This window comes from Tardiphaga alba (assembly GCF_018279705.1).
Classification (GTDB): domain Bacteria; phylum Pseudomonadota; class Alphaproteobacteria; order Rhizobiales; family Xanthobacteraceae; genus Tardiphaga; species Tardiphaga alba.
Genome location: NZ_CP036498.1, coordinates 2,122,932 through 2,147,683, shown reverse-complemented (window position 1 = coordinate 2,147,683; position 24,752 = coordinate 2,122,932). Strand labels below are relative to the sequence as shown.

Sequence of the window (24,752 nt, the reverse complement as noted above, 5' to 3'; positions counted from 1 at the left end):
CCCGTTCAAGAAAAGAAGAACGGGTGGAATTGTTATGCCGAAACTCCCGCTATCGGATTTGCGCGTGGTGGAAATTGGATCCGGCGATCAGCTGGGCTACTGCGGCAAGCTGTTTTCCGATTTCGGTGCGGAGGTCATCAAGATCGAACCACCCGGCGGCGATCCGATGCGGCGGCATGCACCGCTTATCGATGCAGGCCGTGGCAAAAGCGAGAGCGGCGTTTTCGCCTGGCTGAACACGAACAAGCACAGCGTCATCGCTGATCTCGCTGACGCCGCGGATGTCGCGACCATCAAGACGCTCCTGCAAAGCTGCGATCTCTTGCTCGATGCACGACCGCCAGCAGACATTCCGATATCATTTCTCACGCACGACGATTTACGCCGGGACAATCCCGGCCTCGCCATCACCGCCATCTCATGGTTCGGCGAAAACGGTCTCTATTCGGATTTCCACACCACCGACTCGATCTGCCGCGCGCTGGCCGGCTGCGTGAAACTCGTCGGTGCCAAGGAAGGCCCACCGGTGCTGCCGCGCGATGGGCAGATCTCGGTCATGACCGCCCTCACCGCTTTCATCCCGACGCTGGCCGGCCTGTATGGTCGCAAGCGCGGCGCGCGGCGCTTTGCGGTCAGCGCGCATGCGGCGATGCTGCATATCAGCGAATTCGACACCGGGCTTGCATTGGAGTCCGGCTTCACGCGCCCGCGCACGGCGCTCAATCGTTTCGGACGCGGCTATCCCGTCGGCAATTTCCAGACCAGGGATGGCTGGCTCGGCATCACGGTGGTTACACCGGCGCAATGGGCTGCGTTTTGCGGGATGCTCGGTCTGCCCGAATTGGAAAAAGAAGCCAAGTTCACCGACGGCCTGGTGCGCTCGGTCAACTCCGCAGAACTTGCCGCCATCTTCCAGCCGATCCTGCTGCAGAAGAGCGCGCAGGAATGGTTCGAGATGGGCATCGAACTGCGTATCCCGCTCGCCGTAGTCCCGAGCATGGAAGAACTGCTGCGCCAGCCATATTACCGCGAGCGCGGCGCCTTCGCCGACGTGACCATCGGCAGCGCATCATTCGAAGCGCCGGTGCTGCCGCAGCGTCTCACCGGCTCGCTGCCGCTTGCCAATGGCAAGGCGCCGCTCGCCGGGAGCGACGATGTTGCGAGCTTCAGGCCTCGTGATCGCATCGCGACACGACAAGCCACGCTAGACGATCCGCTGCCGTTGAAGGGCCTGCGCATCGTCGATCTCACCATGGGCTGGGCCGGCCCAACCGCGACGCGACAGATGGGCGATCTCGGCGCCGACGTGATCAAGGTGGAGTCGTGCCAGTATCCCGACTGGTTTCGCGGCACCGATCCGCGCGGGCCCTATCATCCCGAACGCACCTACGAGAAGGTCTATTGGTTTCAGCAGATGAACCGCAACAAGCGCGGCATCACGCTGGACCTCACGCAACCGAAAGGCCTTGCGCTGCTCAAGCGGCTTATCGCGGACGCGGATGCTGTCATCGACAACTACGCGGCCGACGTAATGCCGCGGCTCGGCCTCGATCCCGACGCGATGCGAAAGCTCAACCCGCGTCTCATTGTCGTCACCATGCCAGCCTTCGGCATGACAGGCGCATGGAGCGGCGTGCGTGCCTATGGCTCGACATTGGAGCAAGCATCCGGCCTGCCCTCAATCACCGGCAGCGAAGGCGATCCGCCGACCATGGTGCATACGGCGCTCGGCGATCCCTATGGCGGCGTGAGCGCGGCAGCAGCATTGATGATCGGATTCATGCATCAGAAGCGCACAGGCGAAGGCCAGCATATCGATCTCAGCGCCACCGAAGCGCTGCTGCCGATGGTGGCGCCGTCGGTGATCGAGCAATCCGTCACCGGCACCACAAGCCCACGGCTCGGCAACCGCCATCCGCGCTTCGTGCCCCATGGCTGCTTCCCCTGCATCGGCGAAGATCAGTGGCTCACCATCGCAGTGCGCAGCGATGAAGAATGGCAGGCGCTCTGCAAGGTGATCCACCGGCCTGATCTGGCGGAAGATGCGACCCTTGCCACCGCAGACGGCCGTCGCGCCGATGAAGATCGCATCGAGGTGGCGATCCGGCACTGGACCATGACGGTGCGGCCGGAACTTGCGATGAATGCGCTTCAGGATGCAGGCGTGCCGGCCGGCACTGCACGGCTACCTATGGACATGGCCGGCGACCCGCATCTGCTCTCTACCGGACATTGGCAGCCGGTGACGCGCCGTTTCATGGGCCCGCATCTGTTACCGTCGGTCGCCTATCGTGAGGGCAGCTCCCGCGCGCCCTATGCGATCACGCGCTTGGCGCCGACGCTCGGGCAGCACAATGAGGAAGTCCTCCGGGAGGTGCTCGGCCTGGCCGATAGCGAGATTGCTGAATTGCGCAATGCCGAAATTATCGGCGATACCGCTACGTCCAAGAAATCAAAGACCGTCGCCCCCGCGACGTAATGTGCCTACGACGAACGGATGCTTGCAGCCTTTGCTGCATTCGCTCACACTCGCCCGCAAGAACCGCCATCGGATGGATCAATCAAGATTCGGCGCTGGAACCACGGTCGTTCAAACGAATATTCAGGGAGAAAACACATGCATAAACGCCATCTGATCAAATTGGCCCTTGGCGCGTCGCTAGCTCTGCCGTTCTTCGGCACCGCAGCGATGGCGCAGGAAACCGTCAAGCTCGGCTATATCGATCCGCTCTCGGGCGGCGGCGCCAGCGTCGGCGAAGTCGGCCTCAAGACGTTCCAGTTCCTCGCCGATGAACTCAACGCCAAGGGCGGCATTCTCGGCAAGAAGGTCGAGATCGTTCCCCTCGACAACAAGACCAATCCGCAGGAAAGCCTGATCCAGGCGCAGAAGGCGATCGACAGCGGCGTGCGCTACATCACCCAGGGCAACGGCTCGGCCGTGGCCGGCGCGCTGAGCGACTTCGTCACCAAGTTCAACGAGCGCAATCCCGGCAAGGAAGTGCTGTTCTACAATTACGCCGCGGTCGATCCGGTGCTGACCAATGAGAAGTGCAGCTTCTGGCATTTCCGCTGGGACGCCAATTCCGACATCAAGATGGAAGCCCTCACGAACTATATGAAGGGCACGCCGGCCATCAAGAAGGTCTACCTGATCAATCAGGATTATTCCTTCGGCCAGTCCGTGCGCACGCAGGCCCGCGCCATGCTGAAGGCCAAGCGTGCCGACGTCGAAGTCGTCGGCGACGAGCTGCATCCACTGCTGAAGGTCACCGACTTCGCGCCCTATATCGCGAAGATCAAGGCCTCGGGCGCCGACAGCGTTATCACCGGCAATTGGGGCCAGGACTTCGCGCTGCTGCTGAAGGCTGCCGCCGATGCCGGCCTCAAGGTCAACTGGTACACCTATTATGCGGGCGGCACCGGCGGCCCGACCGCCATCAAGCAGGCTGGCCTCGACCACCAAGTGTTCCAGGTCGGCGAAGGCATCGCCAATGTCGATCACAAGCCGGCGCAGGACTACGAAACCGCGCTGCGCGCGAAGTATGACTTCAGCAACTTCTATCCGCGCGCGGCCAACCAGATGCGCATGTTCGCGGCAGCGGCTGAAAAGGCCAAGTCGCTCGATCCCGTCAAGGTCGCGGGCGCACTCGAAGGCATGACGTTCCAGGTGCTGAACGGCGGTGAAGGCGTCATGCGCAAGGATGACCACCAGTTCTTCCAACCGATCTATATCTCGTCCTTCGGTACCCGCAGCGACAAGGAAAAGTTCGACGAGGAAAAGACCGGCTGGGGGTGGCGTTCGGTGGCCAAGATCGACACCAAGGACACCATGTTGCCGACGACGTGCAAGATGGATCGGCCGTAAGCAGTAGCTGAACGCTTCCGATGCTTCGCGCCCCGTCGCCCCCTCTCCCCTCCGGGGAGAGGGTTGGGGTGAGGGGGAGCTCCAAGCTCGGACGCTTACGTCACGTACCGCCCCCTCACCCGTCGTGCTTCGCACGCCGACCTCTCCCCGGAGAGGAGAGGTGAAGTAAGAGGTCCTTCGTGCTCGAACTCATCGTCATATCCACGCTGAACGGCATTCTGTTCGGCATGCTGCTGTTCCTGATGGCCTCGGGCCTGACGGTGATCTTCAGCATGCTCGGCGTGCTGAATTTCGCTCATGCCAGCTTCTACATGCTCGGCGCCTTCTTTGGATTTCAGATCAGCAAGTGGTTCGGCTTCTGGCCGGCGCTGATCATCGCGCCATTGCTGGCCGGAGCGCTCGGCGCGATGGTCGAACGCTACGGGCTGCGACAGGTCCATAAATACGGCCATGTGCCGGAACTGTTGTTCACCTTCGGGCTGGCTTTCGCGATTGAGGAGATCGTCTCGATCGTCTGGGGCAAGAGCCCCGTCGATTTCCGCGTGCCGGCGCTGCTGGATTTCCCCGCCTTCACGCTGTTCTCGACCAACTATCCCGCCTTCAAGATCTTCATGCTGGTAATCTCCATCGTGATCTTTGCCGGCCTTCTGATCACGCTGAAGAAAACCCGCATCGGCCTGATCGTGCAGGCCGCCCTCACCCATCCGCATATGGTCGGCCATCTCGGCCACAATGTCGGGCGCATCTTCATGCTGGTGTTCGGCGTCGGCACCGCGCTTGCCGCGGTGGCCGGCGTGATCGCCGGACCTGCCCTCGTCACCCAGTCGAACATGGCCGGCCTGCTCGGCCCGATCCTGTTCGTGGTGGTGGTGGTCGGTGGCCTCGGCTCGCTGCCTGGCGCCTTCATCGCCTCGCTGCTGATCGGCCTCGTGCAAACTTTTGCAGTGTCCATGAACGGATCGCTGGCCGGGCTGTTCGGGCCGCTGAGCCCTGACCTTGCCGCCACCTGGCTGTCGGATATCTGGAACGTCACCATCGCCCAGATCGCGCCGATCATGCCCTATGTGCTGCTGGTGCTGATCCTGATGTTCCGCCCGATGGGCCTGCTCGGGACGCGTGAAACATGAGCGACACCACCATGAATATCGCGCCACCCGCGCCCACCGCCGCCGATCGTCTGAAATTCTATGGCATGTGGGTGATCGTCGCCGCGGCGCTGATCATCCTGCCAAAAATCTTCTCGTCGGGCGGATCGCTGACGACCTTCAGCCTGATCGGCATCTCGATCATCTTTTCGCTGTCCTACAATATCCTGCTCGGACAGACCGGCATGCTGTCTTTCGGGCATGCGGTCTATTACGGGCTCGGCGGCTTCCTCGCGATCCATGCCATCAACATCATCGCCAAGAACAAGTTTGCGATCCCGCTGCCTTTGGTGCCGTTGATCGGCGGCTTCGCGGGCCTCGGTTTCGCGCTCATCTTCGGCTGGGTCTCGACCAAACGGTCCGGCACCGCCTTTGCCATGATCTCGCTCGGCCTCGCCGAACTCGTGGCATCCTCGGCGCTGATCCTGCGGACCTTCTTCGGCGGCGAAGCCGGTGTGTCGGCCAATCGCACCAAGGCATTCCGGTTGTTCGACTGGAGTTTTGGCCCACAGATCCAGATCTACTACCTGGTCGCGGCATGGACGCTGATCGCCGTGATCGCCATGTATGCCCTCACCCGCACGCCGCTCGGCCGCATGTGCAATGCCGTGCGCGACAATCCCGAGCGCGTGCAATTCGTCGGCTACGATCCACATGTGGTGCGCTTCATCGCCTTCTGCTTCTCCGGTTTCTTTGCCGGCATCGCGGGCGCGCTGGCGGCGATCAATTTCGAGATCGCCAATTCCGCCTATCTCGGCGCCGTGCAGTCCGGCACCGTGCTGTTCGCCACCTATATCGGCGGCGTCGGCTTCTTCATCGGCCCGATCGTCGGCGCCATCTTCGTGACCCTGCTCTCGCTCGGCCTCTCGGACCTCACGCAGGTGTGGCAGCTCTATTTCGGGCTGATCTTCATCGCCGTCGTCATGTTCGCGCCTGGCGGCCTCACCGGCCTCATGATGATGCACTGGCCGCTGATCAAGGCCGGCACCATCGCCCGCGTGTTGCCGGCCTATCTGATCTCTTTCATTCCGACGCTGGCGATGCTGGTCGGCTTCATCCTGGCCGTCGAGGTCATCGTCTTCCATATGGTCCATGCCGGCGGAGATTCGCACATCAAGGCGTTCGGCATTCCGTTCGACGCGGAGAACCGCGGTGTCTGGGCGATCGCCGCCGTGCTGCTGTTCGTCGGCGCCTTCGCTGCGCGCAAGACCTGGAAAATGATCGCAGCGCGCTGGGACGATGCCCTCACCGAAGCCCGTGCCAAGGGAGCGGCCGCATGACCAACGCCATTGAAATGCACGGCGTGGAGAAATCCTTCGGCATCACCAAAGTGATCCAGGGTGTGACTCTCTCTGTCGCCAAGGGCGAACGCCACGCGCTGATCGGCCCGAACGGCGCCGGCAAATCCACCACGTTCAACCTGATCTCGGGCTATATGAAGCCGACCAGCGGGACCATTCTGCTGAACGGGCAGGATATCGTCGGCCTGCCGCCGTTCCAGATCAATCGCCGCGGTCTGTCGCGCTCGTTCCAGGTCACCAACGTCTTCGCCAAGATGACGGTGTGGGAGAATCTGCGCTGCGCCGTGTTGTGGGCCACCGGGCATCGCTACGCATTCTGGAAGAATGTGGACGCCCTGCCCGAGGTGCGTGAGCGCACCGCGCAGATCCTGCAGGACATCAGCCTGGTGTCGCGCCGCGACGTGCCGGCGGGACTGCTGACCTATGCGGAGCAACGCGCGCTGGAAATCGGCATCACCATTGCCGGCGGCGCCGATGTGGTCCTGCTTGACGAGCCCACCGCGGGCATGAGCCATGCCGAGACGGAGCGCGCCGTGGAGCAGATCCGGCGGCTCACCGAGGGGCGCACGTTGCTGATCGTCGAGCACGATATGAGCGTGGTGTTCGGCCTCGCCGATCGCATCTCGGTGCTGGTCTATGGCGAGGTGATCGCCACGGGCACACCGGCCGAGATCCGCGGCAACAAGAAGGTCAAGGAAGCCTATCTCGGCGAGGAGGCTGCCTGATGCTGGAAGTCAAAGACCTGCACGCCTATTACGGCAAGAGCCACATCCTGCAGGGCGTCGACCTGCATATCGATGCGAGCGAGGTCGTCTCGCTGCTGGGGCGCAACGGCGTCGGCCGCTCGACCACGGTCAAGGCCATCATGGGCGAGGTGCCGCCGCAGGGCACGATCAAGTTCAAGGGCAAGGACATTGCCGGCCTGCCGAGCTTCAAGATCGCGCATCTCGGCCTCGGCTATGTGCCGGAGCATCGCGACATCTTTCCAGGCCTCACGGTGCGGCAGAACCTGCTGCTGGGCATCAAGGACTCGCGAAAGCCGGGCAAATGGCGGCTCGATGATATGCTGGAGATGTTCCCGAACCTCGCCCGCCGCGCCGATACGGCAGCCGGCGTGTTGTCCGGTGGCGAGAAGCAGATGCTGACCATCTGCCGCACGCTGATGGGCGATCCCGAGCTGGTCATGATCGACGAGCCGACCGAAGGCCTGGCGCCGCTGATCGTGCAGCAGGTCGGCGATCTCATCGCCGAGATCGCACGCCGCGGCGTGGCGATTTTGCTGGTGGAGCAGAAGCTGTCGATTGCGCTCCGCATCTCGCACCGGGTCTATGTCATGGGCCACGGCCGCATCGTGTTCGAAGGCACACCGGCGGAGCTCAAGGCGAATGACGGCGTGCGCAAGGAATGGCTGGAAGTGTGAGGCCGTAGCCCGTATGGAGCGCAGCGCAATCCGGGGACCGGCGGATATGCTGAGGCTCCGATTCCTGGATTGCGCTTCGCTCCATCCAGGCTACAAGATGAGCCCTATTCGCCATACCGCCCCAGCCGCTCCAGATCGATTACCGTGACGCCACCATATTCAAGCCGCAGCAGGCCCTCTTTTTCGAGGGTCTGCAGGCACTGATTGGCCTTCTGCCGCGAGATGCCGGAGATCGCCCCGAGCTCCTCCTGCGTGATTTCCAGATGCCGCGTGGCGTCACGATACAGGATCGGATTGAACAGCGAGGCGATGCAGCGCGCGAGCCGGCCGGTGGCATCCAGCATGCGGCCATATTCAGTCGCCGCGATGAACTGGCCGAGGCGTTCGTTCAAAAGCGACACCAGGAATCGGTTGAAGCCAACGCTGTTCTCGAACAGCCAGAAAAAGGCCGACCGCTCCATCATCGCCACGCGGGAATCGCGCATCGCCACGATGTCATAGCGGCGAGGCTCGTTTTTCAGCACACTGCCTTCGCCGAACCATGCGCCTGCGGTGAGGCCGGTGATGCTGACCTCCTTGCCGCCCCGCGAAATCGTCCCGATCTTGACGAGGCCCGACACTACCCCGGTCCAGTAATCGAACACATCGCCGCGCATGGAGATGAACTCGTTCGCCCTGAACGATTTCTCGACGATGCCCGCGCGCGCGACCTCGATTTCCCGGTCCGTCAGATCGCGCGACCAGGCCGCGATCTTCTTCAATTGATCCGCAGCAATCATGCCACCGCCGCCAGTCCGCCTTGTTGCGACGCAACAATACATGCCACGCGACAAATTGCCTGACAGATTGTCCGGCGCGAGACATTTCCCACGCCCGGTTTAACGTAGGGAGAATGATCACGGAAGGTTCATTAGTCGAATGGCCGTGACCGATCCGGCGTTATAAGCTGCGACGGTTACCGTGGACGGGATAAAGAGCGCGCCAAGCGCCGTATCTGGGAGGGCATGCGTGACGGTTGCTTTGGAAGTACGCGGCGTATCATTGCGCTTTGGCGGCGTGCGCGCGCTCACCGATGTGAGCTTCGCCGTCAATCAGGGCGAACTGTTCTCCATCATCGGGCCCAACGGCGCCGGCAAGACTTCCATCGTCAATTGCATCTCCGGCCGCTACAAGCCGACCGAAGGCCAGCTGTTCTACGGGGGCCGTGAGATTACCAATCTCAATACCAATGCGCGTCCGGGGATCGGCATCGGCCGTACCTTCCAGAACCTTGCGCTGTTTCATCATATGAGCGTGCTCGACAATATCATGGTCGGCCGCCATCACCTCTTGAAGAACAACTTCCTCACCGGCTCGCTTTACTGGCTCACCGGTGCGCGCAAGGAGGAACTCGAACATCGCCGCAAGGTCGAGGAGATCATCGATTTCCTTGATCTCCAGAGCGTCCGCAAGGCGACCGCGGGCACCCTGCCCTACGGCTTGCGCAAGCGCGTCGAACTCGCCCGCGCGATGGCGCTGGAGCCGAACCTCATTCTCCTCGACGAGCCGATGGCCGGCATGAATTTCGAGGAGAAGGAGGACATGGCCCGCTACATCGTCGATCTCAACGAAGAGTTCGGCATGACCGTGATGATGATCGAGCACGACATGGGCGTGGTCATGGACATCTCACACCGCGTCATGGTGCTCGATTTCGGTCGCAAGATTGCCGAGGGCGATCCCGCCGCCGTGCTCGCTGATCCGCATGTGAAGCGGGCTTATCTCGGCGAGGAAGACGAAATGCTGGTCGATCCGGACGATGCACCGGCGAACGCGGAGAGCGTCGCATGATGGATTACGCCGGACGCGTCAAACAGGCCGACACCTATCCGAAGCTGCTTCGCCTCAACGCGAAGGAGCACGGCAGTGAGATCGCGCTGCGCGAAAAGGATTTCGGGCTCTGGCGCGAATTCACCTGGAACGACTATCACGCGCGCGTGCGTGATTTCACGATCGGCATGCTTGAACTCGGCATCGGCAAGGGCGACGTCATCGGCATCATCGGTGACAACCGGCCGGACTGGGTCGCTGCCGAGATCGCCGCCCATGCGATCGGGGGCATGAGTCTCGGTCTCTATCGCGATGTGCTGGACGAGGAAGCCGCCTATCTCCTCAATTACGGCGAAGCGAAGATCGTATTTGCTGAGGACGAGGAACAGGTCGACAAGCTACTCGGCCTCGCCGATCGTGTCCCTGCTCTGCAGCACATCATCTACAGCGATCCGCGTGGCATGCGGAAATACGATGATCCCCGCCTGATGGGAGCCGATCGGCTCGCGCAGATGGGCCGCAATCGTCTCTCGCACGAGCCACATATTTACGATGAACTCGTGGATGCGACCCGCGGCGAGGATGTCGCGATCCTCTGCACGACCTCGGGCACCACATCGAACCCGAAACTCGCCATGCTGGCCGCCGGCCGCGTGCTCGGCCATTGCGCCGTCTATCTGTCGTTCGATCCGAAGGGCCCGGATGACGAGTATGTCTCGGTTCTGCCGCTGCCCTGGATCATGGAACAGGTCTACGCGCTCGGCAAAGGCCTGCTGTCGCGGATGAAGGTCAACTTCGTTGAGCAGCAGGACACGCTGATGAACGATTTCCGCGAGATCGCGCCAACCTTCGTTCTGTTCGCGCCCCGCGTCTGGGAAGGCATCGCCGCCGACGTCCGCGCGCGGGTGATGGATGCCTCGCCGCTGAAGCAGAGCCTGTATGAGCTCGGCATGAAGACCGGGCTCAATGCCCTCGCAGATGGCAAGCGCTCCGTCGTCGCCGATGCCCTGCTGTTCCGCGCGCTGCGCGACCGTCTCGGCTTCACCCGCCTGCGTTCGGCGGCCACCGGCGGCGCCGCGCTGGGGCCGGATACGTTCAAGTTCTTCCGCGCCATGGGCGTGCCGCTGCGCACGCTGTACGGTCAGACCGAAACGCTCGGCGCCTTCACGCTGCATGCGCCGGATGCCGTTGACCCCGACACCACGGGCATTGCGATGGGCGACAATATCGCCATCGAGGTCCGCGACCCCGACAGCCAGGGCGTCGGCGAGATCGTGGTGAAGCACCCGAACATGTTCCTCGGCTACTACAAAAACGAGGAAGCCTCCGCCGCCGATATGCGCGACGGCTGGATGTATTCCGGCGATGCCGGCTATTTCAACGACGACAAGCAGCTCGTGGTCATCGACCGCATCAAGGATCTCGCCGAGACCGCCCGCGGCGAGCGCTTCTCGCCGCAATATATCGAGAACAAGCTGAAATTTTCGCCCTATGTGGCGGAGACTGTCGTGCTCGGTGCCGGCCGCGATGCGCTCGCGGCGATGATCTGCATTCGCTATTCGATCATTTCGAAATGGGCGGAGAAGAACCGGCTGTCCTTCACGACCTATACCGACCTATCCTCGCGCCCTGAGGTCTATGCGCTCTTGCAGAAAGAGGTCGAGGCCGTCAATGCCACGCTGCCGCCGGCGCAGCGCATATCGCGCTTCCTGCTTCTGTACAAGGAACTCGATGCAGATGACGGTGAGCTCACGCGCACGCGAAAAGTCCGCCGCAACGTCATCAACGAGAAATATGCCGACATCATCGACGGCATCTATGGCGGACAGAGCGACATTCCGGTCGATACCACCATCCGTTTCCAGGACGGCACATCGCAGCGCATCCGCACGAGGTTGAAGGTGGTGAACATGACGCACGACGTTGCCCCTTCCCAAGCTGCCGAGTGAGAGAATCGCCATGAACACGCAGTTCCTCCTCCAGCTTCTCGTCAATGGTCTCGTGGTCGGCACGCTGTATGGCGTGGTCGCGATGTCGTTCGTGCTGATCTACAAAGCCACGCAGGTCGTCAATTTCGCGCAGGGCGAATTGCTGCTGATCGGCGCCTGGGTGTGCTGGACGCTGCTGACCAAATATCAGGTGCCGTTCTGGCTCGGCATGCCGATGACCCTGGTCTTCATGTTCGCCTTCGGCATCCTCGTGCAGGTGGTGATCCTGCGGCCGCTGATCGGCGAGCCGATCATTTCGGTGATCATGGTGACCATCGCGCTGTCAGCCGTCTTCCAGGCCGCGCTGAAATGGATCTATGGCGTCAACCCGCAGCCGTTCCCGCGCGTTTTCACCAGCCAGGCGGTGACGATTGGCAGCCTGCAGATCCAGACCGTCTATGTCATGAGCCTCGTCGTGTCCGTGCTGATGATGATCGGCATGGCCTGGTTCTTCAAGGTCTCGAAATGGGGCCTGGCGATGCGCGCCACGGCGTTCAATCAGCAAGTGGCCCAATCGCTCGGCATCTCCGTCAAAACGGTGTTCGCCATGGCATGGGCGATTTCGGCGATGGTCTCCGCCGTCGCAGGCGTCGTCGTCGCCGTGGTGAACGGCGTGTCGTCGGGCCTGTCGATCTACGGCATCAAGGTGTTCCCGGCGGTGATCCTCGGCGGCCTCGATTCCATCGCAGGTGCGGTTGTCGGCGGCATCATCATCGGGCTGCTGGAAAATTTCGCGCAGTTCATCGACAGCGAATATCTGCATTGGGGCAATCTCTACGAGATCGCGCCATTCTACGTGCTCATCATCATCCTCATGATCAAGCCTTACGGCCTGTTCGGCACCAAAGACATCGAGCGGGTGTAAGCCATGGCGAATTCCACACTTCTCCCCGCCGGCGACTTCCGCTCCTCCTATGCGGTCGACACCACGATCTTCCCGACCACGACCAGCCGTAACTTTGCGATCCTCGGCATTGTGCTCATCTGCCTCGCACCGATGGTGTTCAGCGACTACTGGCTGAGCATCCTGATCCAGATCGGCATCTACGGGATCGCCGCACTTGGCTTGAATATCCTGGTCGGCTTCACCGGCCAGATCTCCATCGGCCATGCCGCTTTCTTCCTGCTGGGCGCCTTCACATCAGCCTATCTGTCCAGCAAGATATCGATCCCGGTCTTCTTCGCGATCCCGTTGTCGGGCATTGTCACTGCCATTGTCGGCCTGCTCTTCGGCCTGCCAGCGGCGCGACTGAAGGGGCTTTATCTCGTCATCGCGACGCTCGCCGCCCAGTACATCCTGATCGACTTCTTCTCGCGCGCCGAATGGTTCTCCGGCGGCTCGGTGCCGGCGATGGCCGAGCCGTTCTCCATCTTCGGATATGTGCTGCGTGGCGACCGGCAGTATTTCTATGTGGTGCTAGCCTATGTGGTCGTCAGCTATCTGCTGGTTACCAACCTGATGCGCTCACGCGACGGACGTGCGCTGGTGGCCGTGCGCGACCATTATCTCTCGGCCGAGATCATGGGCATCAATCTCACCAAATATCGCACGCTGTCGTTCGGACTCGCGGCATTCTTCGCCGGCATCGCGGGTGCGCTCTATGCGCATTACCAGCTGGTTGTCTCCAACGAAGGCTTTGGCATCGAGCGCTCGATCCTGTTTCTCGCCATGGTGATCATCGGCGGCGCCGGCTCGATCATGGGCACGCTGATGGGCACCGCCTTCGTGATCCTGGTGCCGGAAGCGATGGAATGGATCAGCATGGAGCTGAAGGGGGGCGTCATCGACAAGGCGCTGGCGCTCAATAACAACCTGACCTTTTTACGCGAGATCGCCATCGGCGTCGTCATCATCGCCTTCCTGGTGTTCGAGCCCGACGGGCTCGCGCATCGCTGGCGACAGATCAAGGCCTACTGGAAACTCTACCCGTTCTCACATTGAGGCCGGGGATCAACGACCAAGACGACAAAACATAAAACGCTGGGAGAATGCTCATGACGGTGAAATCATTTCTGACTTCTGCATCACTCGCTCTGCTCATCGCAGGCGCCTCGGCCTCCGCACAGGCACAGATCGCCGTCGGTCATCTCGCCGATTATTCCGGCGGCACGTCCGACGTCGGCACGCCCTATGGCCAGGGCGTGGTCGATACGTTCGCCTGGATCAACAAGAATGGCGGCATCGGCGGCAAGCAGGTCAATCTCGACAGCAACGACTATGGCTATCAGGTGCCGCGCGCCATCGCGCTGTACAAGAAGTGGTCGGGCGGCGACAAGGTCTCGGCCATCATGGGTTGGGGCACAGCGGATACCGAAGCGCTCACGGGATTTTTGGCGCAGGACAAGATCCCGGATATTTCGGGCTCCTACTCCGCTGCGCTCACCGACCCGACTGGTGCCGGCGGCAAGGCGAAGCCTGCGCCCTATAACTTCTTTTATGGCCCGAGCTATTCGGACGCCTTGCGCGCCGAACTCACCTGGGCGGCCGAGGACTGGAAGGCCAAGGGCAAGACCGGCAAGCCGAAATACGTCCATATGGGCGCCAACCATCCCTATCCGAACGCCCCGAAGGCTGCGGGTGAAGCACTCGCCGCCGAACTCGGCTTCGAGGTCTTGCCGCCGCTGGTCTTCGCGCTGGCGCCGGGTGATTACTCTGCGCAGTGCCTGAGCCTGAAGAGCGCCGGCGCCAACTACGCCTATCTCGGCAACACCGCCGCTTCCAACATCTCGGTGATGAAGGCCTGCAAGGCGGCCGGCGTGGACGTGCAGTTCATGAGCAATGTGTGGGGCATGGACGAAAACGCCGCGAAGGCCGCTGGAGATGCGGCTGATGGCGTGATCTTCCCGCTGCGTACCGCTGTGGGCTGGGGTGGCAACGCGCCGGGCATGAAGACGGTGCAGGAGATTTCCAAGATCTCCGATCCCTCGGGCAAGATCTATCGCCCGGTGCATTACATCGCCGGTGTCTGCACCTCGCTCTACATGAAGGAAGCGATCGAGTGGGCAGCGAAGAATGGCGGCACCGGCGGCGAGAACGTCGCAAAGGGCTTCTACCAGAAGAAGGACTGGGTGCCCGCCGGGATGGAAGGCGTCTGCAATCCTTCGACCTGGACCGACAAGGATCATCGTCCGACCACAAAGGTCGATCTCTATCGCTCCAAGATCTCCGGCTCGACTGATGGCGATCTGAACGACCTGATGGCCAAGGGCACGATCAAGCTCGAAAAGGTGAAGACCGTAGATCTGCCGCGCAAGCCGGAATGGCATGGGTGGTAGTTTGAACTGAGACGCTGATGGCCTCCCTCCCCCAAGCCGCATAGCGGCGCAGTGGGGAGGGTCCGCCGAAGGCGGGGTGGGGTGTCTCCGCAAGCGCTGGAGCCTGTGGCTACCCCACCCGTCCGGCCCCAGAGGGCCGGCCACCCGTGGCGGACGAATTCGTCCGCCAGCCCCCACAAGGGGGAGGGAAAGAACCGCGACCGGAGCAATGCCTGTGCAAACTTCACTTCAGTCAGAGACGAAAATCACAGCGACACCTGTCACCGCCCCCCTCCTCGATGTCCGCAACATCGAGGTCGTCTATGATGACGTGATCCTCGTGTTGCGTGGCCTCAGCATGGAGGTGCCGAAGGGCGCTATCGTTGCACTGCTCGGCGCCAATGGCGCCGGCAAGTCGACGACGCTGAAGGCGATCTCCGGCCTGCTCAAGACCGAGGACGGCGAGGTCACGCGCGGCGAGATCATGTTCGACGGCGAACGCATCGACGGCACCGATCCCGACAAGATCGTCCGCCGCGGCATTTTTCAGGTGATGGAAGGCCGCCGCATCGTCTCCGACATGACGTCGCTGGAAAACCTCCGCCTCGGCGCCTTCACGCGGCGCGACAACGAGGTCTCCGCCGATATCGACATGGTCTATGACTACTTCCCGCGCCTGAAGGAGCGGACCGGCCTCGCCGGCTATCTGTCCGGCGGTGAGCAGCAGATGCTGGCCATCGGGCGTGCGCTGATGGCGCGACCGAAGATGATTCTGATGGACGAACCATCCATGGGCCTGTCGCCGCTGCTGGTGAAGGAAGTGTTCGCCATCATCAAGAAGATCAATCGCGATCTCGGCGTCACCATTCTCCTGGTCGAGCAGAATGCGCGCGCGGCGCTTTCCGTCGCCAGCCATGGTTACATCATGGAACAGGGCAAGGTCGTGCTCGACGGTACCGCGGACGAGCTACGCGACAATGAGGACGTGAAGGAGTTCTATCTCGGCGGCGCCGGTGATCAACGCAAGAGCTTCAAGAACCTCAAGAGCTTCAAGCGGCGGAAACGGTGGCTCTAGTTTTGCACAATCTGCTCGCCACAAACCGGTCCCGCGCAGACAACGCCAGTCTTGCGCGCGAGGATCGCGCGGACACGGCGGGATACCAGGAACACAATGGCAGCCATGCTGACCGCGGCCGCGACGATCAAGCCACGTTTGAGAGAGGATCCGTCTTCCAGCAGCAAGGCGCGGCCGGAGGCGCCGAGATAATTGAAGAAGACGAGCTGCGGCATCGTGCAGATCGTGGTGATCAGAAAATAAGGCAACAGGCCGATCTTGGTGAGACCAAACAGATAGTTTTGCGCGGAGTTCGGCATCGGGCCGAAAAACCGCATCAGCGCCATGATGCGCCAGCCCTCGTCATTCACGGCCTGCGCGATCAAACGCCAGGTGGCTCGCTTCTCGATCTGGCGCTCGACCCAATTGCGCAGCACGTGGCGCGCCAGCAGCGCGGCCAGAACCGATGCGACAGCAGCAACTGGCAGGATAACCAGCAAGGAACGCATGCCGAATGCGGCACCCGCGCCGATGAAGACAAAGGTCCGGGGAAAAGGCAGGAACGACGACGCAACGACCAGAGCCGCCAGAACGCCCGCTGCTGGGAGATCAAGATGGCCCCAGCTTCCGAGCCATTGGACGATACGTTCTGACAACATGTTTTTCCCGTAGCACGACAGCGCAGGCCAAGGAACGACCGCAACGTCGCAACCACCAGGACACAGCCAGATGCGCCATTTCGACAGCCTCGAGACCTGCGACCCGTCGCACCGCCACGCCAACCTGTTCTCCCGGCTGCCGGACGTGCTGCGTCATGCCTTGCAGGCGCCGGCCTATGCGGAACATCTGAAGGGCATCAATCCAGCCGCCATCATCAGCCCGGCGACGCTGGCGCAATTGCCGGTGCTGCGGAAATCCGACCTCCCGGCCCTGCACAAAGCCAAGCCCCCTTTGGCGGGTTCGTCGCGGCCCAACCCGGCGCGTTCGGCCGGCTGTTCACCTCCCCCGGTCCGATTTTCGAGCCGGAATCGAAACAGGCCGACCCCTGGCACGGCGCCCGGGCATTGCATGCGGCAGGGTTCCAGCCCGGCGACATCGTGCTCAACACCTTCAGCTATCATCTGGTGCCCGGCGGCTTCGTGTTCGATGGCGCCGCCCGGGCGCTCGGCTGCGCGGTCATCCCCGCAGGCCCCGGCAATACCGACCAGCAGCTGGAGCTGATCGAGGCCTATCGCCCCGCCGCCTATACCGGCACCCCGGACTTCCTCAAGATCCTGCTGGACGCCGCAGAGAAGGCCCAGCGCGACGTTTCCTCGGTCAAGCGCGCGGTGGTGTCCGGCGCAGCCTTCCCGCCCTCCCTGCAGGCGGAAATCAAGGCCAGAGGCATCGACGCCTATCAGGCTTATGCCACCGCTGACCTCGGCGTCATCGCCTACGAGACCGCCGCGCGCGAGGGCATGGTCGTCAACGAGGACCTGATTCTGGAGATCGTCACCCCGGGCACCGGCGATCCCGTGGTCGAGGGCGATGTCGGCGAAATCGTCGTGACCTCGCTGGACCCGCATCACCCGTGGATCCGGCTGGCGCTGGGGGACCTGACGGCAGCCCTGCCCGGCCGTAGCGCCTGCGGACGCAGCAATATGCGAATCAAGGGCTGGATGGGCCGCGCCGACCAGGCCACCAAGGTGAAAGGCATGTTCGTCCGCCCGGAACAGATCGCCGAAATCGGCAAGCGGCACCCGGAACTCGGCCGTCTCAGGCTGGTGGTCTCGCGCAGCGGCGAGAATGACGTGATGGTGCTGAAGGCCGAAGCAACGTCTCAAAGCGACGACGGCCTCCAGCAGGCCGTGGCAGCCACCTTGCGCAATGTGAGCAAGCTTGGCGGCGCCGTCGAACTGGTGGCACCGGCCTCGCTCCCCAATGACGGCAAGGTGATTGCGGACGAGCGCGGCGCCTGAGGACTTAGGGGCCGGCGCGCGCGAAAATCCCGGACTTCCCGGCTCGATCCTGCTATGCAGCATGGGACTTTCCGGAAACGACGATCGCCTGCAATGTTACACAATATGTCTCAAACTGTCGGAGCGTGGCTGCGCCATCCGACGGTGTCGAAGATGTTCAGCTTCGGCGTGATTGGCATCGGCAATGCGGCGATCGATTTCGGAATCTTCAGTATCGCCTATCAGCTTCTCAGCGTGCCTCTCATTCCAGCCAATGTGATCGCATGGCTGGTGGCGGTGTCGATCTCCTACGTGATGAACACGATGATCACGTTTCGCGCGGAGTCCGGCCGCGTGCTTCGGCGCAGGGACTATCTGACATTTGTCGCCTCCGGCACCGTCGGCATGGTCGCCAATACGGTCACCCTGCTTTTGCTGTCATACATCATGCCCGTCTATGCAGCGAAGATCGGCGCCATCTTCACGGCATTCATCGTGAATTTTGCGATGTCGCACTTTGTGGTGTTCCGCACTCCGCCGCGCGCGTGACAAGCTACTCTGGCAGATTTTTGTCACGCAACATCTGACCATCATTTGCATCAGACATAACTACCACTTTTGGAAATGGCGGGAGCCTTAACGCTTCTGCATGGTTGTAGCTGACAGAATGACCAATCCCTGCGATGCCTGCAGGCAGATCGACGCTGCCCCGAACTGCAGAATGGACGTCAGACGATGGTCTACCGGCCCCTACAATATCTTCGACTTGGCAAGCAGCGCTTCAGCGTCGTGCGCGATATCCTGCGTCATCCATTGAACAGAGGGACTGCGGCCAAGACGCTGTTCGACTATGCGAGCTGGAATCTCGCGCGCAAGGCGATGAATCACAAAGTGGTCCTGCAGATGCCGAACGACCTGCAGATCATTGTACCGAACCAGAGCAACTTCGCCACCGGCCTCTATCTTCATCAGCTCTACGACTTCAACAATATGGCCTTCTTCTGCCACGTCCTGCGCGCGGATGACCTGCTGCTCGATATCGGCGCCAATGTCGGTGTTTATGGATTGCTGTCTGCCAAAAGCACGGGATGCCGCGTCATTGCCTGCGAACCGGCACCCGACACGTTTCGCACATTGTCCGACAATGTCCGTCTCAACCGGCTCGACGATCTGGTCGAGCTTCACAATGTGGCCGTGGGTGATAGCACTGGCGAGATCCGACTGTCGGTCGGCCAGCACGGCCTCAACCATGTGGTGAGCGGCGAAGGCACGGTGGTCGCGCAACGCCGGCTCGACGACATCATCGGCAACCGCACCCCGAGCGCCATGAAGCTGGACGTGGAGGGCTATGAGATGCATGTGCTGCGCGGCGCACCCGACATGCTCGCCAATCCCGCATTCAAAGTGATCATGGTCGAGATCAACGGCCTGATCGAGCGCTACGGCGAAACCGTCGAGGGCATCCGCGCCCATCTGCGCGCCCACGGATTTGCGCCAGTTGCTTATGATCCCGGCGAACGGGCGCTCAATCCGGGCGGCGCGCATGACGAGATGTTCGTGCGCGACTGCGATTTTATCGCTGCGCGTGCAAGGGACGCAAAGCCATTCTCATTGTTCGGAAAGGATTACTGAGCGTCAGGCCCGAGAACGCGCTCGGCTTCAGCCACCGCACACAGGATGTGATAGAACGACGACGCCGGGATCGTGTCGACCAGCGAGCGGCCGTCGCTGTCGAACTGATCGTACCACCCGCCTTTGACGGGATGTTGCAGGTAATGCGTGTCGAGCCGCACCAGCGCCGCGCGGGCCTCATCAGCGGCCCCTTCCACTCCGGACTCGGCCTGGGCCAGCCAGGCCTTCACGATCTCGGTTTGCGGCCAAAGCCGCCGGCTCGCTTTCACGATGTTACCTTGCGCATCGCCCTCATCCACCAGACAACCGGTGGCATCACGATAGCGTAACGCAGTTTCCAGCAGCGCCGAGCGATACTTTCCGGTCGGGCACCCGGTGATGCGCTCGAACTGTTTGAGCAGCCAGACCCATTCGGCCTGATGGCCGGGCTCGACACTGACCGGCTCGATCCGCGACCAGTCCTGCTCGAAATATTCGCCGAGCACGCCCTTCTGCGCATCAAACAGATTGGACACGAACAGGCCGAACAGATCCCCCGCCCGTTGCTGGAACGCTTGATCATGCGTGGCATCGAACGCCGCGATGAACGCCTCGAACAGATGCATCTGCGGATTCTGCCGCCGCGGCATCGCCGCCGGCACGCCCTCGACATAACCGCCATCCGGCGAGCGCAGTTGCGTATCGATGAAATGCATCAGGCTGTCGATCTCGGCACGCACGCGCACCTCGCGATCGAGCTGATAAACTGTCGCGAGTGCAAGCAGAATAAACGCGTGGTCGTAAGTATCGCGCAGCGGATTGAGCACCGCGCCATCGGGCGCAAGGACATGCACGAATCCAGGCTTGCCATCAGGCGACTTCGCCTTGGCGATCAGGTAATCGAGCCCTTGACGCGCAATCGCGGCACCTTCGGGATACCAGCCGAGATGTGCGGCCTTGGCGAAACAGTAGATCTGACGGGCCTGCACGCGCACGCGGCGGGGGGCGACCGCATCAGCGACACCGCGAGCACCGAGCTTCTCAATGAAGCCGCCGGCTTCTGCATCCCACCCCGTTGTTGACCAGAGAGCGAGCGCCCCGATCATCTGATACGAAAGATCACCCATCGGCTCGCTTGGTGTTGCATCACATTGACCCGTCTTGATCTCATTCATACCGAACTCAGATCCATTTGCCTCACCTTGCCGCCTTCATATTACAGCCGGCGACAATGGTCCAAGTGTGGTCATAACGATCGGGACGTCACTGTCGCCCCTGAAACTCGTCTAAAAGGCGATGTCTCAAACCCGATTATAATCTCGATACCACCGCGCGAAGCGGTCGATGCCGTCCTCGATCTTGGTCGCAGGCTGGAATCCAATATCGCGATAGAGATCCTCCACATCGGCATAGGTCGCCGGCACATCGCCGGGCTGCATTGGAAGAAACTCCTTTGTCGCTATCCGTCCGAACTTGCTTTCGAGGATGGACACGACGTTCAACAGATCTTCTGGCTGACTATTGCCAATATTGTAAATCTTCCAGGGTGCCTTGCTACTTGCCGGATCCGGACGATCGCCGGACCACTGCAGATTGCCTTGGGGCGGATGTTTCATCAATTCAACGATTGCATGGCTCACGTCATCGACAAACGTAAAGTCACGCCGCATCTGGCCGTGGTTAAACAACTTGATCGGGCGCCCTTCGACGATCGCCTTGGCAAAAATGAACATTGCCATATCCGGACGTCCCCACGGACCATAGACCGTGAAGAACCGCAGCCCCGTCGCGGGCAAGCCGTAAAGATGGCTGTAGGAATGCGCCATCAGTTCATTGGCCTTTTTCGAGGCTGCATAGAGGCTAATCGGATGATCGACATTGTCGCGTACCGAGAAGGGCAGCTTTGTATTGGCGCCGTAGACCGAAGATGAGGATGCGAAAAGCAGATGCTCGCATCCAAAGTGGCGACAGCCTTCGAGTACGTTGAGAAAACCCTCGATATTCGCATCCGCATAAGCGTGTGGATTCTCGAGAGAGTAGCGAACACCTGCTTGGGCCGCGAGATGAATCACAACCGGAAAGCGATGTTTTTCAAACAAGGCCTTTATCGCGCCACGATTCGTAAGATCGAGCCTCTCGAACGAGAAATTCGGATCGCGCTCCAGGATGGCTAGTCGGGCTTCCTTTAGGCTTGGATCGTAATAGTCGTTGACGATATCGAGACCGATAACGCGCCTGCCGGCAGCGAGCAGCCGTTGCACGACGTGGAAGCCGATAAACCCGGCAGATCCGGTGACCAGTGTAGCCTTATCCGTCATGTTCAGAGTCGCCAAAGCTCAATGCCAGTTGGAAGCGAAGCGCGATCAAGCTTCATCTTGACATCAAGAACGAGCCCCTCGCCTCCCACCAGCAATTTCTGGATAAGCGGCCAGCCGGCTGTCAAGTAGGACTCATGCGCGACCGCGAGAATGACGGCGTCGGCCGGCACGAGTTCGTCAAGATGCGTCAGCGTCACGCCGTATTCATGCTTTGCATCCTCGGCTTGCGCCAATGGATCGTGAATTTGCACGGTCAGCCCGAATGATTCCAGCTCCTTGATGACATCGATCACGCGGGAGTTGCGCGTATCGGGCACGTCCTCTTTGAATGTCAAACCGAGGATCGTGACAACGTCGCCTCGCTTTTTTCGACGCAGCAGGCCACGAATGCATTCGCGTGCGATATTCTGCCCCATGCCGTCATTGATGCGGCGTCCGGCTAGGATGACTTCCGGGTGGTATCCGGCTTTTTCGGCACGAAATGTCAGGTAGTAAGGATCAACGCCGATACAGTGGCCGCCAACCAGCCCTGGCTGGAAAGGCATGAAATTCCACTTGGTGCGCGCAGCGGCAAGTACATCGCCGGTATCGATCTCAAGCGCTTTAAAGATGAGTGACAGCTCGTTCATGAAGGCAATATTGAGATCACGCTGGGTGTTTTCGATTACCTTGGCGGCTTCCGCCACCTTGATCGACGGCGCGCGATGTATTCCGGCGCTCACCACCGATCCGTAGACAGCGGCAACAACATCAAGCGTGTCAGCATCCTGGGCCGAAACAACCTTGGTTATTGTCTCAAAACGATGTTGTTTGTCACCGGGATTGATGCGTTCGGGTGAATAGCCGACGGTAAAATCGACGCCAGGCTGCAAGCCGGAATGCTTCGCCAGAATAGGCAGGCATTCTTCCTCAACGGCACCGGGATAGACCGTGGATTCGTAAACGACGATATCCCCCTTTTTTAAGACTTCGCCGACGCTGCGCGACGCAGAGAACATCGCGCCGAGATCCGGGCGTCGGGCCTCATCGATGGGCGTGGGGACAGTGATGATGTAGAAATCGGAAGCTTTGAGAGACGCCCCTACATGACTGAAATCGAGTGACGGCATCTCAAGATCTGACGGCGCAACTTCCCGCGTGCGATCATGACCGGCTTTCAGCTCTTTGATGCGCACTTGGTCAATGTCAAAGCCCACGGTGGGATTACCGGCACGTGCAAACGCGACGGCCACCGGTAGGCCTACATATCCCAAGCCAATCACCGCAATCTTCCGGCCGTGCGACATCAGGCGATCATCCAGGATTTGAGGTTCGCGCCATCATCAGCGCCTTTGCGGCATCTGTTTAGCCGCGGCCTTACCAATATCGCAAGCGTTAAGGCGGGAACTGCTTGGCCACATCCATGACCGCGCAGTGCTATCGCGATACTGTCAATAATATATCGACCGGCCAATACGCCTCGAGGTCGATACTTTTACGAAACACATCTCAACTCGTCGCCGATGAGTTCGTATCGCTCGCCGGTACGCGGGCAAACAAGGTCCGCCCCCAATCGATCGCCAGCCTTCGCAACCCAGCCGATACGCTTGGCTGGGTTGCCAACAACCAACGCAAAATTCGGGATACGATGTGTAACCACTGCGCCCGCTCCCACCATGCACCATTCGCCCAGAGGACGTCCGCAAACAATCGTGGCATTGGCGCCGATGGTCGCGCCCTGGCCGACAACTGTCGGAGCAAACTCACTCTTGCGGGATACACTTGCGCGCGGCGTCAGAACATTCGTGAACACGCATGACGGGCCGCAAAAGACGTCCGAACCAAGTTCGACACCTTCATAGAGGGAGACATTGTTCTGGATCTTGCAGCGGTCACCGATTGTTACTTTCGGGCCGATCATTACGTTCTGGCCGATCGAACAGTCTTTCCCGATCACTGTGCCTGCAATGATATGACAGAAATGCCAAATTTTTGTCCCTGCACCAACGATCGCACCGTCATCAACGAACGACGACCGATGAATGAGAGCACCTGGGAAACGGGGATCCGCGAGCAAACCTGATTTATCGGTGCCCATCGTCATCTCCGGAGCGCGAACGGATGTGCAGATTTATCCAACGTGACGACCGTCATGTCACGAATGGCCGAAGCAATGTTGATCGATGGCCTTACGAGGTCGATACCGAAGCCACGTCCCGCAAGAATCTCTTCATATGACCGCGTGTGGAGGTCGGTGAACCCTTCCGAGAACTCGACCTCTTCGCCATCGACCGCCACCGACCGAAAAGTGGTCTGTCCAGCCTTCAGCTCGGCAGGCAGATCGGCGCGATCAACGGACAGAAACCAGCGCACCTCAGCCTTACCACATTGAAGCGTGCCGGCCGCACGATCCCTGTCACGCAAATAGAGCGTCTGCTTCGTGACCGGACCGAACAGCCAAGTCAGCATGTCAAAAAAATGGATTCCGATATTGGTCGCAACGCCGCCAGCTTTGCCAGTGTCGCCTTTCCATGACGAGTTGTACCATTTTCCGCGCGAAGTCACGTAGGTCAAAACCACTTCATGGTCGGTCCGATCAGTCGCGTCGATCCGCGCCTTCAACGCCTGTAAGGCGGGATGCAGACGCAACTGGAGAATCGTCGAGATACGGCGCCCCGTTTCTTGCTCGATATCGCTGAGACCGTCGATATTCCAAGGATTGAGGACCAACGGCTTTTCGCAGATGACATCCGCATTAGCGCGCATCCCGAATCGGCAATGGGCGTCGTGCAAATAGTTCGGAGAGCAGACAGAGACGAAATCGATCCCGCGCCCCGCACGGCGTAATTTGTCGATATGGCGGTCGAAGCGCTCGAATTCGACGAAGAAATGAGCATCCGGAAAATGACTGTCGATGATGCCCACGGAGTCACTTGGGTCAAGCGCCACGGCAAGATCGCCGCCAACGGCCTTGATGGCCCGCATATGCCTCGGCGCGATGTAGCCCGCGGCACCGATAAGAGCGAAGGTTTTCATAACTGCTTCAATTGCTTACCGAGGCCTACACGAA

The 24,752-nt window shown here is 60.9% G+C and carries 21 protein-coding genes and 1 pseudogene; 15 read left to right on the top strand and 7 right to left on the bottom strand.

Annotation, left to right across the window (positions count from 1 at the left end; translation table 11 throughout):
• Positions 1-34: 34 nt before the first annotated feature.
• The 6 genes from RPMA_RS10155 (at position 35) to RPMA_RS10130 (ending at position 7,731) form a co-directional block, all read left to right on the top strand.
• A complete protein-coding gene (locus RPMA_RS10155) occupies positions 35-2,479 on the top strand; it encodes a CaiB/BaiF CoA-transferase family protein (RefSeq protein WP_211912698.1) in 2,445 nt (814 codons plus the stop codon).
• Between the two features lie 138 nt (positions 2,480-2,617).
• Positions 2,618-3,865 carry a branched-chain amino acid ABC transporter substrate-binding protein gene (locus RPMA_RS10150; RefSeq protein WP_211912697.1) on the top strand — a complete coding sequence of 416 codons (1,248 nt, stop codon included), beginning with the start codon at positions 2,618-2,620 and terminating at the stop codon, positions 3,863-3,865.
• Between the two features lie 179 nt (positions 3,866-4,044).
• On the top strand, positions 4,045-4,992 hold the full coding sequence (locus RPMA_RS10145; protein WP_211912696.1) for a branched-chain amino acid ABC transporter permease: 948 nt from the start codon (positions 4,045-4,047) through the stop codon (positions 4,990-4,992).
• Positions 4,989-6,290, top strand: a complete 1,302-nt coding sequence (locus RPMA_RS10140) for a branched-chain amino acid ABC transporter permease (RefSeq protein WP_211912695.1) — start codon at positions 4,989-4,991, stop codon at positions 6,288-6,290. The genes RPMA_RS10145 and RPMA_RS10140 overlap by 4 nt, the downstream gene beginning before the upstream one ends.
• Positions 6,287-7,036 carry an ABC transporter ATP-binding protein gene (locus RPMA_RS10135; protein ID WP_211912694.1) on the top strand — a complete coding sequence of 250 codons (750 nt, stop codon included), beginning with the start codon at positions 6,287-6,289 and terminating at the stop codon, positions 7,034-7,036. Before RPMA_RS10140 ends, RPMA_RS10135 begins: the two co-directional genes overlap by 4 nt.
• Complete coding sequence (locus RPMA_RS10130) at positions 7,036-7,731, top strand: ABC transporter ATP-binding protein (protein ID WP_211912693.1); 696 nt, start codon at positions 7,036-7,038, stop codon at positions 7,729-7,731. Before RPMA_RS10135 ends, RPMA_RS10130 begins: the two co-directional genes overlap by 1 nt.
• Before the next feature lie 104 nt (positions 7,732-7,835).
• Here RPMA_RS10130 and RPMA_RS10125 read toward each other — a convergent pair whose 3' ends face one another.
• The gene (locus RPMA_RS10125; RefSeq protein ID WP_211912692.1) at positions 7,836-8,510 is read right to left on the bottom strand and encodes a Crp/Fnr family transcriptional regulator; all 675 of its coding nucleotides are present in this window, start codon (positions 8,508-8,510) and stop codon (positions 7,836-7,838) included.
• 229 nt (positions 8,511-8,739) lie between these two features.
• On the opposite strand from RPMA_RS10125, the gene RPMA_RS10120 reads away from it, so the two are divergent.
• The 6 genes from RPMA_RS10120 (at position 8,740) to RPMA_RS10095 (ending at position 15,858) form a co-directional block, all read left to right on the top strand.
• On the top strand, positions 8,740-9,561 hold the full coding sequence (locus tag RPMA_RS10120; RefSeq protein ID WP_211912691.1) for an ABC transporter ATP-binding protein: 822 nt from the start codon (positions 8,740-8,742) through the stop codon (positions 9,559-9,561).
• The gene (locus RPMA_RS10115; RefSeq protein WP_211912690.1) at positions 9,558-11,489 is read left to right on the top strand and encodes a long-chain fatty acid--CoA ligase; all 1,932 of its coding nucleotides are present in this window, start codon (positions 9,558-9,560) and stop codon (positions 11,487-11,489) included. The genes RPMA_RS10120 and RPMA_RS10115 overlap by 4 nt, the downstream gene beginning before the upstream one ends.
• A 10-nt stretch (positions 11,490-11,499) precedes the next feature.
• On the top strand, positions 11,500-12,393 hold the full coding sequence (locus RPMA_RS10110) for a branched-chain amino acid ABC transporter permease (RefSeq protein ID WP_211912689.1): 894 nt from the start codon (positions 11,500-11,502) through the stop codon (positions 12,391-12,393).
• Between the two features lie 3 nt (positions 12,394-12,396).
• A complete protein-coding gene (locus RPMA_RS10105; protein WP_211912688.1) occupies positions 12,397-13,470 on the top strand; it encodes a branched-chain amino acid ABC transporter permease in 1,074 nt (357 codons plus the stop codon).
• A gap of 53 nt (positions 13,471-13,523) precedes the next feature.
• Positions 13,524-14,804, top strand: a complete 1,281-nt coding sequence (locus RPMA_RS10100) for an ABC transporter substrate-binding protein (protein WP_211912687.1) — start codon at positions 13,524-13,526, stop codon at positions 14,802-14,804.
• Positions 14,805-15,018: 214 nt separating this feature from the next.
• Entirely contained in the window at positions 15,019-15,858 is an 840-nt protein-coding gene (locus RPMA_RS10095) for an ABC transporter ATP-binding protein (RefSeq protein ID WP_408056519.1), read from the top strand.
• Here the strand turns inward: RPMA_RS10095 and RPMA_RS10090 are convergent.
• A complete protein-coding gene (locus RPMA_RS10090; RefSeq protein WP_211912685.1) occupies positions 15,855-16,496 on the bottom strand; it encodes a TVP38/TMEM64 family protein in 642 nt (213 codons plus the stop codon). The two genes, RPMA_RS10095 and RPMA_RS10090, sit on opposite strands and share 4 nt — an antisense overlap.
• Positions 16,497-16,566: 70 nt before the next feature.
• Between RPMA_RS10090 and RPMA_RS10085 the strand changes: the two are divergent.
• From RPMA_RS10085 to RPMA_RS10075, 3 genes and pseudogenes are all read left to right on the top strand, one after another.
• A pseudogene (locus tag RPMA_RS10085) lies at positions 16,567-17,795 on the top strand (phenylacetate--CoA ligase family protein).
• Positions 17,796-17,900: 105 nt separating this feature from the next.
• Complete coding sequence (locus RPMA_RS10080) at positions 17,901-18,323, top strand: GtrA family protein (protein WP_249225617.1); 423 nt, start codon at positions 17,901-17,903, stop codon at positions 18,321-18,323.
• 186 nt (positions 18,324-18,509) lie between these two features.
• Positions 18,510-19,406: an FkbM family methyltransferase gene (locus RPMA_RS10075; protein WP_211912683.1), complete on the top strand. Its 897-nt coding sequence runs from the start codon at positions 18,510-18,512 to the stop codon at positions 19,404-19,406.
• On the opposite strand, the gene RPMA_RS10070 is transcribed toward RPMA_RS10075, so the two are convergent.
• The 5 genes from RPMA_RS10070 to RPMA_RS10050 all read right to left on the bottom strand — a co-directional run bounded on the left by RPMA_RS10070 (position 19,400) and on the right by RPMA_RS10050 (position 24,718).
• On the bottom strand, positions 19,400-20,512 hold the full coding sequence (locus RPMA_RS10070; protein ID WP_211912682.1) for an AGE family epimerase/isomerase: 1,113 nt from the start codon (positions 20,510-20,512) through the stop codon (positions 19,400-19,402). The genes RPMA_RS10075 and RPMA_RS10070 overlap by 7 nt on opposite strands.
• A 174-nt stretch (positions 20,513-20,686) precedes the next feature.
• On the bottom strand, positions 20,687-21,703 hold the full coding sequence (locus tag RPMA_RS10065; RefSeq protein ID WP_211912681.1) for an NAD-dependent epimerase: 1,017 nt from the start codon (positions 21,701-21,703) through the stop codon (positions 20,687-20,689).
• 2 nt (positions 21,704-21,705) lie between these two features.
• Positions 21,706-22,989, bottom strand: a complete 1,284-nt coding sequence (locus RPMA_RS10060; protein WP_211912680.1) for a nucleotide sugar dehydrogenase — start codon at positions 22,987-22,989, stop codon at positions 21,706-21,708.
• Between the two features lie 188 nt (positions 22,990-23,177).
• Positions 23,178-23,780: an acyltransferase gene (locus RPMA_RS10055; RefSeq protein ID WP_211912679.1), complete on the bottom strand. Its 603-nt coding sequence runs from the start codon at positions 23,778-23,780 to the stop codon at positions 23,178-23,180.
• Positions 23,781-23,782: 2 nt separating this feature from the next.
• Positions 23,783-24,718, bottom strand: coding sequence for a Gfo/Idh/MocA family oxidoreductase (locus RPMA_RS10050; RefSeq protein WP_211912678.1), 936 nt, complete (start codon positions 24,716-24,718; stop codon positions 23,783-23,785).
• Positions 24,719-24,752 lie beyond the last annotated feature (34 nt).

Excerpts from the sequence above, each read along its gene's own strand:
- RPMA_RS10155 (WP_211912698.1), top strand. The coding sequence starts at position 35 with ATGCCGAAACTCCCGCTATCGGATTTGCGCGTGGTGGAAATTGGATCC.
- RPMA_RS10150 (WP_211912697.1), top strand. The coding sequence starts at position 2,618 with ATGCATAAACGCCATCTGATCAAATTGGCCCTTGGCGCGTCGCTAGCT.
- RPMA_RS10140 (WP_211912695.1), top strand. The coding sequence starts at position 4,989 with ATGAGCGACACCACCATGAATATCGCGCCACCCGCGCCCACCGCCGCC.
- RPMA_RS10135 (WP_211912694.1), top strand. The coding sequence starts at position 6,287 with ATGACCAACGCCATTGAAATGCACGGCGTGGAGAAATCCTTCGGCATC.
- RPMA_RS10130 (WP_211912693.1), top strand. The coding sequence starts at position 7,036 with ATGCTGGAAGTCAAAGACCTGCACGCCTATTACGGCAAGAGCCACATC.
- RPMA_RS10125 (WP_211912692.1), bottom strand. The coding sequence starts at position 8,510 with ATGATTGCTGCGGATCAATTGAAGAAGATCGCGGCCTGGTCGCGCGAT.
- RPMA_RS10115 (WP_211912690.1), top strand. The coding sequence starts at position 9,558 with ATGATGGATTACGCCGGACGCGTCAAACAGGCCGACACCTATCCGAAG.
- RPMA_RS10110 (WP_211912689.1), top strand. The coding sequence starts at position 11,500 with ATGAACACGCAGTTCCTCCTCCAGCTTCTCGTCAATGGTCTCGTGGTC.
- RPMA_RS10105 (WP_211912688.1), top strand. The coding sequence starts at position 12,397 with ATGGCGAATTCCACACTTCTCCCCGCCGGCGACTTCCGCTCCTCCTAT.
- RPMA_RS10100 (WP_211912687.1), top strand. The coding sequence starts at position 13,524 with ATGACGGTGAAATCATTTCTGACTTCTGCATCACTCGCTCTGCTCATC.
- RPMA_RS10090 (WP_211912685.1), bottom strand. The coding sequence starts at position 16,496 with ATGTTGTCAGAACGTATCGTCCAATGGCTCGGAAGCTGGGGCCATCTT.
- RPMA_RS10080 (WP_249225617.1), top strand. The coding sequence starts at position 17,901 with ATGTCTCAAACTGTCGGAGCGTGGCTGCGCCATCCGACGGTGTCGAAG.
- RPMA_RS10075 (WP_211912683.1), top strand. The coding sequence starts at position 18,510 with ATGGTCTACCGGCCCCTACAATATCTTCGACTTGGCAAGCAGCGCTTC.
- RPMA_RS10070 (WP_211912682.1), bottom strand. The coding sequence starts at position 20,512 with ATGGGTGATCTTTCGTATCAGATGATCGGGGCGCTCGCTCTCTGGTCA.
- RPMA_RS10065 (WP_211912681.1), bottom strand. The coding sequence starts at position 21,703 with ATGACGGATAAGGCTACACTGGTCACCGGATCTGCCGGGTTTATCGGC.
- RPMA_RS10060 (WP_211912680.1), bottom strand. The coding sequence starts at position 22,989 with ATGTCGCACGGCCGGAAGATTGCGGTGATTGGCTTGGGATATGTAGGC.
- RPMA_RS10055 (WP_211912679.1), bottom strand. The coding sequence starts at position 23,780 with ATGGGCACCGATAAATCAGGTTTGCTCGCGGATCCCCGTTTCCCAGGT.
- RPMA_RS10050 (WP_211912678.1), bottom strand. The coding sequence starts at position 24,718 with ATGAAAACCTTCGCTCTTATCGGTGCCGCGGGCTACATCGCGCCGAGG.